This window comes from Microbacterium testaceum, from assembly GCF_001476655.1.
GTDB classification, from domain to species: Bacteria; Actinomycetota; Actinomycetes; order Actinomycetales; family Microbacteriaceae; genus Microbacterium; species Microbacterium testaceum_C.
Map to the genome: position 1 here is coordinate 20449 of NZ_LDRT01000057.1, position 10514 is coordinate 30962.

The 10514-nt window shown below is 69.2% G+C and carries 7 protein-coding genes; 4 read left to right on the forward strand and 3 right to left on the reverse strand.

What is annotated here, in order from left to right; genetic code table 11:
• Nucleotides 1-74 precede the first annotated feature (74 nt).
• From NS220_RS09475 to NS220_RS09485, 3 genes are all read left to right on the forward strand, one after another.
• The gene (locus NS220_RS09475) at nucleotides 75-2435 is read left to right on the forward strand and encodes a SpaA isopeptide-forming pilin-related protein (protein WP_058623829.1); all 2361 of its coding nucleotides are present in this window, start codon (nucleotides 75-77) and stop codon (nucleotides 2433-2435) included.
• Nucleotides 2436-2514: 79 nt separating this feature from the next.
• A complete protein-coding gene (locus NS220_RS09480) occupies nucleotides 2515-3921 on the forward strand; it encodes a SpaH/EbpB family LPXTG-anchored major pilin (RefSeq protein WP_058623830.1) in 1407 nt (468 codons plus the stop codon).
• A gap of 19 nt (nucleotides 3922-3940) precedes the next feature.
• Complete coding sequence (locus tag NS220_RS09485) at nucleotides 3941-4948, forward strand: class C sortase (RefSeq protein ID WP_242864581.1); 1008 nt, start codon at nucleotides 3941-3943, stop codon at nucleotides 4946-4948.
• Here NS220_RS09485 and NS220_RS09490 read toward each other — a convergent pair.
• From NS220_RS09490 to NS220_RS09500, 3 genes are all read right to left on the reverse strand, one after another.
• On the reverse strand, nucleotides 4923-5849 hold the full coding sequence (locus tag NS220_RS09490) for a carbohydrate kinase family protein (protein ID WP_058623831.1): 927 nt from the start codon (nucleotides 5847-5849) through the stop codon (nucleotides 4923-4925). The genes NS220_RS09485 and NS220_RS09490 overlap by 26 nt on opposite strands.
• 140 nt (nucleotides 5850-5989) lie before the next feature.
• Entirely contained in the window at nucleotides 5990-7327 is a 1338-nt protein-coding gene (locus NS220_RS09495) for a uracil-xanthine permease family protein (RefSeq protein ID WP_058623832.1), read from the reverse strand.
• A gap of 127 nt (nucleotides 7328-7454) precedes the next feature.
• Nucleotides 7455-8387, reverse strand: a complete 933-nt coding sequence (locus NS220_RS09500) for a phosphoribosylaminoimidazolesuccinocarboxamide synthase (protein WP_058623833.1) — start codon at nucleotides 8385-8387, stop codon at nucleotides 7455-7457.
• 111 nt (nucleotides 8388-8498) lie between these two features.
• Between NS220_RS09500 and NS220_RS09505 the strand changes: the two genes are divergently transcribed.
• Entirely contained in the window at nucleotides 8499-10226 is a 1728-nt protein-coding gene (locus tag NS220_RS09505) for a BCCT family transporter (RefSeq protein ID WP_058623834.1), read from the forward strand.
• Nucleotides 10227-10514: the final 288 nt, after the last annotated feature.

The window sequence follows — 10514 nt, forward strand, 5'->3', positions numbered from 1 at the left end:
GAGACCGAGCGCCGGATCGCGAATATCGCCGTCGGCATCGGTGCTATTCGATGAGGGGGAAGAAAGCCATGCATATGACCGAGAAGGTTGTCCGTCTCGTGCTGCTCGCCGCAGTGTCCTTCGGACTGATCTGCACCGGAACATCGGCGAACGCATCCGAGGTGCCCTCCGCTGTCACGGCGGCCCTCTCGTCTGCTCGAACGGTGCCGGCGTCGGTCCCATCGGGAGTCGCCGCGTCGTTGACCTGCGCGCCCCAGACGTTCTACTCGGTGTCCCTGTCCGGCCAACTGACGCGCGTGGCAAACGGCACGGTGTCGACGGTGGGTGCCGCGGCTCAGGGCGTCACGTCGTTCAACGGTCTGGGTATCGGGGCGAACGGCGCGACAGCTCTGGCCTATGAACGCAGCAATGCGACGAGGACGGCGACGATCTACGCCTTCGACGGAACGAAGTGGATCAAGACGGCCGACACGTACACGAACAACTCCGTGACCTCGCTCGTCGCCGGCGCGATCGACCTCAGCACCGGCAACTACTACCTGGGCGGCTACAGCAGTCAGGGGCAGTTCCTGCTGACCCGGTACGTGCCCTCGACCGGAGCCTTCACGTTCATGGGCTCGATCGACGCGTCAGCGGCGGGCGGCGGGGCTGTCAACGGTGACATGGCGTTCGACGCGAAGGGCAACCTGTACATCGTCGGCAGCGACACCAAGACGACGATCTTCTCCGTGACCGCGGCGAACCTCGCCGCCGCGAGCGGCGGGCTCATCCCCTCGTCGCAGTCGTTCAGCTTCACCACCGCGGGCTTCACCGGCATCAACGGGATCGCCTTCAACACCAGCGGCAGCATGTTCCTCGGCAACGGTTCGACCGTGCGCGAGTACGACACCTCCACGGGAACCCTGATCTCGGTCGCCACGACGGGGCTGAACGGCAGCACGGACCTGGCCAGCTGCAACTCTCCCGCCAACCTCACGCTCCGCAAGGACGTCGCCGCGCGCGTCGCGAGCTCGGACCAGTTCACCCTCTCGGTCAAGAGCGGCTCGGTCGTCTCCGGCACCGCCACGACCTCGGGTTCGGCGACGGGCGTCCAGGCCGCCCACGTCGGACCCCTCGCCGTTCTGCAGGGTGCCACGTACACGCTCACGGAGCAGATGGCGACCGGATCCGCCAGCTCGCTCGCGACCTATGCGAGCAGTCTGGCCTGCGTCGATGAGACCGGGGCCGCGGTGGCCGTGGGATCCGGCTCGACGGTGACCATCCCCAACCGCTCGGGCGCGAGCGTCGAGTGCACGTTCACCAACCGGCCGTTGACCGCGAGCGTCACTGTCCGCAAGGTGATCCAGGACATCCGCGGGCAGAACCCTGGTCCCGGGAGCGGGTGGACGCTCGGCGCGGCGACGACGTTCACGACAGGCTCCGGTACCACCTCTCCGTCCGCGACCACCCAGGTCACCTCGGCATCCGGAAATGTCTCGTGGCAGCTGGCCTTCGCCGGTGCTTCGTCTCGCGCTCAGGTGACGGTCTCGGAGCAGCAGCAGAGCGGATGGCGCTTCGTGAGCGGAGTCTGCGCGATCGCCCGAGCCGGCGGCAGCACGCAGACCGTGTCCGTGGCGTCGCCGTCCGGAACCGCCCTCTCGAACATCGCGCCCGGCGATGCGGTCGACTGCACGCTCACGAACAAGCCGGTGTCGGGCTTGTTGACGCTGAAGAAGCAGGTCGACAACACGTACGGCGGCAGCTCGACCCCGGCCGACTGGACGCTGACCGCAACCGGAGCGCAGACCATCACGGGCAAGACCGGGGAGAGCGCGGTCACCTCCGCCGTCGTCGCCCCCGGTACCTATGCGCTGTCCGAGTCGGGCACGCCCGCCGGCTACCAGAAGGGCTCGTGGACCTGCACCGGCGGCACCGTGACCGGTGGCTCCGTCTCCGTCGCCACCGACGCGGACGTGGTGTGCACCGTCACGAACGCGAGCATGCCCGGAAGCGTCACCTGGACGAAGACGTCGAAGGCCACCGGCGACCTGCTGTCCGGGTCGGAATGGACGGTCTCGGGACCCGCGTTCGTCGCTCCGAACAACGTGGTCGTCGACTGCGTCAGCAGCCCCTGCACCGGGTTGGACAAGGACCCCGCCCCGGGGGCGTTCCGCCTCGACGGATTGGCCTGGGGGACGTACACGGCCACCGAGACACGGGCGCCCGCGGGCTACATCGCGTCCGGCTCGCTCGCCTTCACGGTGACGGCGGCGGGCGCCGGCACGACGCAGAACCTCGGCCCGCAGACGAACGAGCAGCAGCCGGGTGCCCGACTGCCGCTGACGGGCGGTGTCGGAGCGGACACATTCCAGATCGCGGGTCTCGGCACTCTCGCGGGCGCGACCGCCATCGCCGTCACCCTGATCCTGAGGCGCCGGCTGCGGTCCTCGCGCTGACGGTCCGCCTTCCCCACGCATCCCCTCTTCACCCGGCTGCCGTCGACCACGGCCGCCACGGAAAGAAAGCGAGAATCACATGTCCACCAGATCACTGCGGCTGCGAAAGCTGGCCGCCGGCATCGGGATCGCGGCCCTCGCCGCGCTCGGAACGATGGGAGTCGGTTCGGCGGCGCACGCCGCGGCGCCCGCGAGCCCGTCGAACATCACCGGTACCACCGGCACGCTGACCATCCACAAACACGCGGGTGACCCGGGCGCCGCGGGCAACGGTACCGAGATCACCGATCCGGCTGCCGTCCAGCAGCTCGGTCAAGCGCTCTCGGGCGTGCAGTTCTCGGTGCAGCGCGTCGCCTACAACGGCACGCCGATCGACCTCACCACCGCCGCCGGCTGGGACCAGGCCGCCACGGCCACGCCCGCGAACATCACGTCGGCCCCCTTCTCGTTCTCGAGCTCGACCACCGTCACCACGGGAGCGGACGGCCAGGCGGTCGCGGCGAACCTTCCGTACGGTCTCTACTACGTCACCGAGACCAACCCCGGCCCCAACCCGATCGTCTCGCCCGTGCAGCCCTTCCTCGTGTCGGTGCCGTACCCGAACCAGGGCACGTGGCTCTACGACGTGCACGTCTACCCCAAGAACAAGCTGAACGAGACCACCCCGACCAAGTCGGTCTCGGCTCCGGACGCCCCGGTGCTCGGTTCGACGGTCGTGTGGACGGTGGATGCTCCCCTCCCGGCGCTTGCCGCGGGTGACACCTACCGCAGCTTCTCGATCACCGACAACCTGGACGCCCGGTTGTCGTACACGGGCGCCACCGTCTCGGTGGACGGAACGACGCTCGTGGAGAACACCGACTACACGGTGTCCGGCAACGTCAAGATCACCTTCACCTCGACCGGTCTGTCGAAGCTCGCGGGGAAGACCGCCGTCCAGGCGAAGATCTCGACGAAGGTCACGAGCCTCGGAGCCGACGGGCAGATCACCAACACCGCCGTGGTCAACACCAACGGATCCGACCGTGAGACCAACACCCCGCAGACCAACTGGGGCCCGCTGGTGATCCAGAAGACGGATGCCGCGACCTCCAACGCCCTCTCGGGCGCGGTCTTCGAGGTGTACGACGCCAAGAACGGCACGCTCGTCACGGGCCCGCTCACCACCGACGCGACCGGCAAGATCTCGATCGACGGCCTGTGGGTCGGCAACGACTCCGTGACGTCACGCACGTACTGGGTGAAGGAGACGCAGGCGCCCGCCGGTTACGTCCTCCCCGCCGACCCGTGGACCCAGGTCACCGTCAACGCCGGTGGAACGAACGCGCCGACGACCGTCACCCTCCAGAACACCCAGCAGACGGGGCCGAACCTCCCGTTGACCGGTGGCGCGGGCAGCACCCTGTTCACCGTCATCGGCGGTGGGCTCGTCGTCGCCGGCATCGGAACCATCATCGCGCGCCGCGTGCGGGCGAAGCGGTCCTGACCGCATGAAGCCGGGAGGGGTGGGCTCCCCCAACGCCACCTCTTCCCTAGCTGGGACCGACGTCGCGCCGCACCCGCGCCGACGTCGGTCCTGGCGTCCCCCCGGCGAGGACCCCTGGCCCCCGGCATCGCGCCGCCAGGCCCGCCGTCGCCGGTGGCACCTGCCGTGGGGAACGGCGCTGTTCGCCCTCGTCGCTTTCGTGGGCGTTCTGCTGCTGATGTACCCGACGGTGGCGAGCTGGTGGACGCAGTACAACCAATCGCGGTTGATCGTGACCGTCGAGACCGACCTCGGTGCGACGACGCGGTCGACACGGAGCGAGGCCCTGTCCGAGGCGCACTCCTATAATGCCGCCCTGGTCGGCGGGGCGTTGATCGAGGCGGGCTCGCGGGTACCGACGGGCTCCGGTGCGCACGCACCCGGGTTCGTCTACGACGACCTGCTGCGCGCCAGCGCCGACGGAGTGATGGCGCGGCTGCGCATCCCGTCGATCGATGTGGACCTGCCGATCTATCACGGCACCAGCGACGCGACGTTGAGCAGGGGAGTGGGCCATCTCGAGGGCACGTCGCTGCCGGTCGGTGGCGTCGATCAGCACGCGGTGCTCACCGCGCACCGAGGACTGGCCGGAGCCACGCTCTTCGACGATCTCGATAAGGTCGTCGTCGGCGATACGTTCACCATCGAGGTCTTCGGTGAGGTGCTCACCTACCGTGTCCGCGACACGCGGGTCGTGCTGCCGGAGGAGACCGAGACCCTCTTCCCGCAGGCCGGGCAGGATCTGGTGACGCTCGTGACCTGCACGCCTCTGGGCATCAACACCCATCGCATCCTGGTGACGGGGGAGCGGGTGACCCCGACGCCGCAGGCCGACATCGACGCCGCCGGCAAGGCTCCGGACATCCCCGGTTTTCCGTGGTGGAGCGTCGTCATCTCGGCATCCTTCGGTGCCCTCTGCGTGCTGGTCTACGCCGCCGGCCGTCCGCCGAAGGCCCGCCCGGTCAGGCGTCGAGGTCGTCGCGCGTAGGCGGGTCCATGCCCTCGCGCCCGACGGTGATCGCGGCGGCGCGCGCCGCGCGGTTCAACAGCTCGACGAGAGTGTCGCGGTCGACGGCCCGAACGCTCGCGCGCAGCTCGTCGACATCGCCGGGCATGTTCAGGATGCCGTCGAGCAGGGTCCCCATGAAGGTGTCGCCCGCGCCGACGGTGTCCACGACGCTGACGGACACGGCGGCGATCTCGACACTGGTGTGGGCGGTCACGGCGAGGGAGCCTGCTTCTCCGTCGGTGATGACGGCGAGTCCGGCGCCCAGCTCGACCCATCGCCGGGCCACCTCCGCGGGGGCGACCCCCGGGTAGAGCCATTCGGCGTCTTCGGCGCTGGCTTTGACGACGTCCGCGAGAGCGACGAGCGCCTCCACCCGTGCCGTGGCGTCGGTGTGGCCGCCGGTGAGGGCGGGACGGATGTTGGGGTCGTAGCTCACCAGAGCCGTCGCACGGGCGCGCTCGGCGGCGGCGCGCACCTCGTCGGCTCCGGGGGCGAGGGTCGCGGCGACCGATCCGGTGTGGAAGATCCGCGCGGTGGGCACCTCGACGGGCGAGGGAAGCACCCAGTCGATGTCGAAGTCGTAGGTGGCGTTGCCGTTCTCGCCGATGGTGGCGCGGGCGGTGGCCGTGCGCTCCGGCGATCCGGCCGTCATCAGGGTGACTCCGGAGGCCGAGAGCCACGCGTGCAGTGACGCCCCGCGTTCGTCGTCGGCGACGCGCGCCACGAGCACGGCGTCGCGGCCGAGACGGCCGAGCGCGACGGACACGTTCGCGGGGCTGCCCCCGGGGCGCTCCGACGCGCCCGCCGAGGTGGTCACGATGTCGACGAGGGCCTCGCCGAGCACGGCGACGTCGTGTGAGCGGGCTTCTGTGGTCGTCATCCGTCCATCATGGCGGTTTGTCGCGGGCTCCGCCCCGCCGAGACCGCACGCGATCACCGAGGCCGTGGGCGTTTCGCCGCACGGGCGTGCGGTCTCGGCGAACGCGTGCGGTCTCGGCATCCCTTCGCCCCGACGCGGGGTCAGGACGGGTCGCCGCCCAGCGGACCCACCGCGGGGATCGGGCCGCCGTCGTCGGCCCCGGTCTTGCGGGCGCGGGCGATCGCGTTGCCGAGGTGGTAGATCACGAGCGCGGCGACCGAGCCGAGGACGATGGCACCGAGCTGGAACTGCCCGATGTCCATCGTGAAGCCCGCGATCGCGAGCACCAGGGCCACCGCTCCGGTGTACTGGTTGACCGGGCGCGAGAAGTCGACGCGGTTGTCGACCCAGATCTTGATGCCGATGATCCCGATCAGACCGTAGAGCGCGGTGGTCACGCCGCCGAGCACCCCGGGCGGGATGGTGTTGAACACGGCGCCGACTTTCGGGGAGAGGCTCAGCAGGATCGCGGTGAGGCCCGCGATCCAGTACACGGCGGTCGAGTAGACGCGCGTGGCGGCCATGACGCCGATGTTCTCGCCGTAGGTCGTGGTGCCCGAGCCGCCGAAAGAGCCCGCCAGAGTCGTGGCGAGACCGTCGGCGATGAGGGCGCGACCTGTGGAGCGGTTGGCCGTGGCATCCGTCATCGCCGCGACCCCGCGGACGTGACCGACGTTCTCGGCCACGAGTACGAGAACGACCGGCAGGAACATCGCGATGACCGACCACGTGCCGGGGGAGACGAAGTCGGGGACGTGGAACTCGGGCAGGCCCACCCACGGGGCGGCGCCGACGGCGTCGAAGTCGATGAGCTTCTCGCCGGTGGTCACCTGGATCAGCACGGTCGCGACGTAGCCGACGATCACGCCGAGGAAGATCGAGATGCGGCCGAGGAAACCGCGGAAGAGCACGCTGAACAGGATCACCGCGATCAGGGTGATCGTGCCGGTGAGCGGCTGCTTCTGGAAGCTCCCCCAGGCCACCGGGGCGAGGTTGAACCCGATGAGTGCCACGATCGCGCCCGCGACGACCGGGGGCATGACCTTGTCGACCCAGCCGAGGCCGGCGAACTGCACGATGAAGCCGATCGCGGCGAGCAGCACGCCGACGGCGACGATCCCGGCGAGGGCCGAGCCGGTGCCGGCCGTGGTCGTGGCGGCGGTGATCGGCGCGATGAACGCGAACGACGACCCGAGATAGCTGGGCAGGCGATTGCGGGTGATCAGCAGGAACAGCAGCGTCCCGACGCCCGAGAACAGCAGCGTCGTCGAGACCGGGAACTGCGTCAGCACCGGAACGAGGAACGTCGCCCCGAACATCGCGATCACGTGCTGCAGGCCGATCGCGATCGTGGCGCCCCAGTTCAGGCGCTCGCCGGGGCCGACGACCGCGCCCGGTGCGACGGTGCGTCCGTCGCCGTGCAGCTTCCAACGGAACATGGTGTCTCCTTGAGGGGATGGATGCCGAGAGCGCATGCGCCTGCCGAGATCGCACTCCGTCGTCGACGAAGACGTGCGGTTTCGGCGGGCGGGTGCGGTCTCGCTGTCGAACGGGTGAGCGGGCGGATCAGGATGCCGTGAGCAGACGCAGCAGCTCCGCGTAGCGGTCGCGGGTGCGCTCGACGATCTCGTCGGGCAGCGCGGGCGGTTCGCCCTGCTTGTCCCAGTTCTCGGCGAGCCAGTTGCGCACGATCTGCTTGTCGAAGCTCGCCATGCGCTCCGCCGGAGTGGTGCCGGTGCGCCAGGCCTCGGCATCCCAGTACCGCGAGGAGTCGGAGGTCAGCACTTCGTCGGCCAGGGTGAGGACACCGTCGGCGTCGTACCCGAACTCGAACTTCGTGTCGGCGAGGATCAGGCCGTGCGCCTCGGCGGTGGCCGACGCGCGGCGGTAGATCTCGAGCGACGCATCGCGCATGGCCGCGGCCGTCTCGGCTCCGACGATCTCGACGGAGCGCTCGAACGTGATGTTCTCGTCGTGTTCGCCCATCGGCGCCTTGAACGCCGGGGTGTAGAGCGGCTCCGGCAGACGGTCGCCGTCGTTCAGGCCTTCGGGAAGAGGGATGCCGCAGACCGTTCCCTCGGCCCGATACTCCGCCCAGCCCGAGCCGGTCAGGTACCCGCGCACGACGCATTCGATCGGCTGCATGTCGAGGGAGCGGACGAGCATGGCGCGTCCGCGCACGGCATCCGGGATCACGTCGACCGCATCGTCGTCCACGAGGACGTGGTCGGCGGCGAGGTGATTCGGGATGCCTCGGCCTCCGTCGGCGCCCGCGAGCTGGTCGAACCACCACAGGCTCAGCGTCGTCAGGAGGACGCCTTTGTCGGGGATGCCGGGGGAGAGCACGTGGTCGAAGGCGCTCACACGGTCGCTCGCGACGACGAGGAGGTGCGCCGGCGCCTCCCCTTCGGCCGTGTCGACGGGGATGTAGAGGTCGCGCACCTTGCCGGAGTAGGTGTGGCGCCAACCGGGGAGCTCGAGCGGGGCAGCGGGGGTCACCCGCTCATTATTGCGGGTGTGCGCCCCGCGCACCGGCGCGGATTGTGCCACACGGCGCTTCACCGCGCCTGCCCCCCTGCCCGCGGAGTGCCGGTGACTACCTTGGATGGAATGACCGAGGCAGCCCCCGATACCGCGGTGAACATCGATCCCCATCTCGGTAGTCGCCACAAGACCATTCGCGGATGGGTGTTCTGGCCTGCCGCGGCCATCGCCCTGGCGTTCATCGCCTTCGCTCTGTTCTTCCCCGCCGCGGCGGAGGCCACGTTCGACACCGTGCAGACGGCGATCGTCTCGACCTTCAACTGGTACTACGTGCTCATCGCGGCGTTCTTCGTCGTCTTCGCTCTGACGATGGGCTTCAGCCGCTTCGGCAACATCAAGCTGGGTCAGGACGACGACGAACCCGAGTTCTCGACGATGTCGTGGTTCTCGCTGCTGTTCGCCGCCGGCATGGGGATCGGCCTGGTGTTCTACGGCGTGAGCGAGCCGCTCAGCCACTTCATCTCGCCGCGTCCCGGGGTCACCGGCACTCCGGCCGAGCTCGCGCAGCAGGCGATGTCGCAGACGTTCCTGCACTGGGGCGTGCACGCGTGGTCGATCTACGTCGTGCTGGGTCTCGCGCTGGCATACGCCTTCCATCGTCGCAAGCGTCCTCGCACCATCCGGTGGGCGCTCGAACCGATCCTCGGTGCCCGCCTTGTGCAGGGCGGGTGGGGCAATGCTGTCGATGTCGCCGCCCTCGTCGGAACGCTCTTCGGCGTCGCGACGTCTCTCGGTCTCGGCGTCCTCCAGATCAGCGCCGGTCTCGACTTCCTCGGGGTCGTGTCGCCCAACATCGTCAGCCAGGCGATCATCATCGGCGTCATCACCGGCCTCGTGCTCTTCTCCCTGCTGTCGGGCGTCGGCAAGGGCATGAAGTGGCTCTCGAACATCAACCTCGTCCTCGCCGGCGTCCTGATGCTCTTCCTCCTCTTCGTCGGCCCCACCGAGTTCCTCCTGCGCGACGTCGTGCAGTCGATCGGCAACTACATCCAGAGCTTCGTCGGCCTGTCCTTCACGGTCAGTGCCTATGCCGGTGACGAGGGCGTGGCCTGGCAGGGCGCCTGGACGGCGTTCTACTGGGGCTGGTGGATCTCGTGGGCCCCCTTCGTGGGCATCTTCATCGCGCGCATCTCGCGCGGTCGCACCGTACGCGAGTTCGTCGTCGGCGTCATCCTGGTGCCCACGCTCGTCGGCATCCTGTGGTTCACGGTCCTCGGCGGGACCGCGATCTACGGGGAGCTGACCGGTACGGCCTCCTACACGGGGGCGGACGGATCGGTCGACGTCTCGACGGCGCTGTTCCAGATGCTCGAAGGCGTTCCGGGATCCGTCGTGCTGATCGTCGGTTTCCTCATCCTCATCGCCGTGTTCTTCGTGACCTCCGCCGACTCCGGCGCGCTCGTGATGAGCATGATCGCGACCGGCGGCGAAGAGGAGCCCAAGAACTGGGTGCGCGTCTTCTTCGCTCTCGCGACCGCCGTCATCGCGTTCGCCCTGCTCATCGCGGGCGGGCTCCAGGCTCTGCAGACCGCGGCCATCAGCATCGCCCTGCCCTTCAGCATCGTGCTGCTCGCGATCTGCGGGGCGACGGTCGTGGCGTTCCGCAGAGAGATGCGCGCGTACGACAAGGCCGAGCGCGCGCAGCTGCGCGACGCGATCGGCGAGCACTACGGCCTCGAGGTCGAGGAGCCGAATCAGCGGGGCATCTTCGCGATCCCCGTGCGGTGGGCTCAGCGTCGCCCGACCAAGGTGGTGTCCACGCCGCGCGAGGCGCCTCCCTCCGCTGACGCGTAGGCGTCCCACCCCCACCGCTCCCCCTCGCATCCCCGTCGAGTGTCCAAGACACGCCGTAACCCGCCCGCGCGTGACGGCGTGTCTTGGACACTCAATGTTCTTTGGGTGGGCTCCGGCTCGCGCGGGGACGCGCGAAAGAGCGTATAGTCCATGTGGACTAGTCGACACGGACCATGAGGAGGACGGATGCCGGAGACCAGCCGCCTCACCCCGATCGCCGTCATGATCCTCGCGACCCTGCGCGAGGCCGACATGCACACCTACGAGCTCGTGCGCCTGCTCAAAGAA

Bases quoted from the DNA above. Each gene is read 5' to 3' on its own strand.
- NS220_RS09475 (WP_058623829.1), top strand. From the start codon at position 75: ATGACCGAGAAGGTTGTCCGTCTCGTGCTGCTCGCCGCAGTGTCCTTC.
- NS220_RS09480 (WP_058623830.1), top strand. From the start codon at position 2,515: ATGTCCACCAGATCACTGCGGCTGCGAAAGCTGGCCGCCGGCATCGGG.
- NS220_RS09505 (WP_058623834.1), top strand. From the start codon at position 8,499: ATGACCGAGGCAGCCCCCGATACCGCGGTGAACATCGATCCCCATCTC.
- NS220_RS09495 (WP_058623832.1), bottom strand. From the start codon at position 7,327: ATGTTCCGTTGGAAGCTGCACGGCGACGGACGCACCGTCGCACCGGGC.
- NS220_RS09490 (WP_058623831.1), bottom strand. From the start codon at position 5,849: ATGACGACCACAGAAGCCCGCTCACACGACGTCGCCGTGCTCGGCGAG.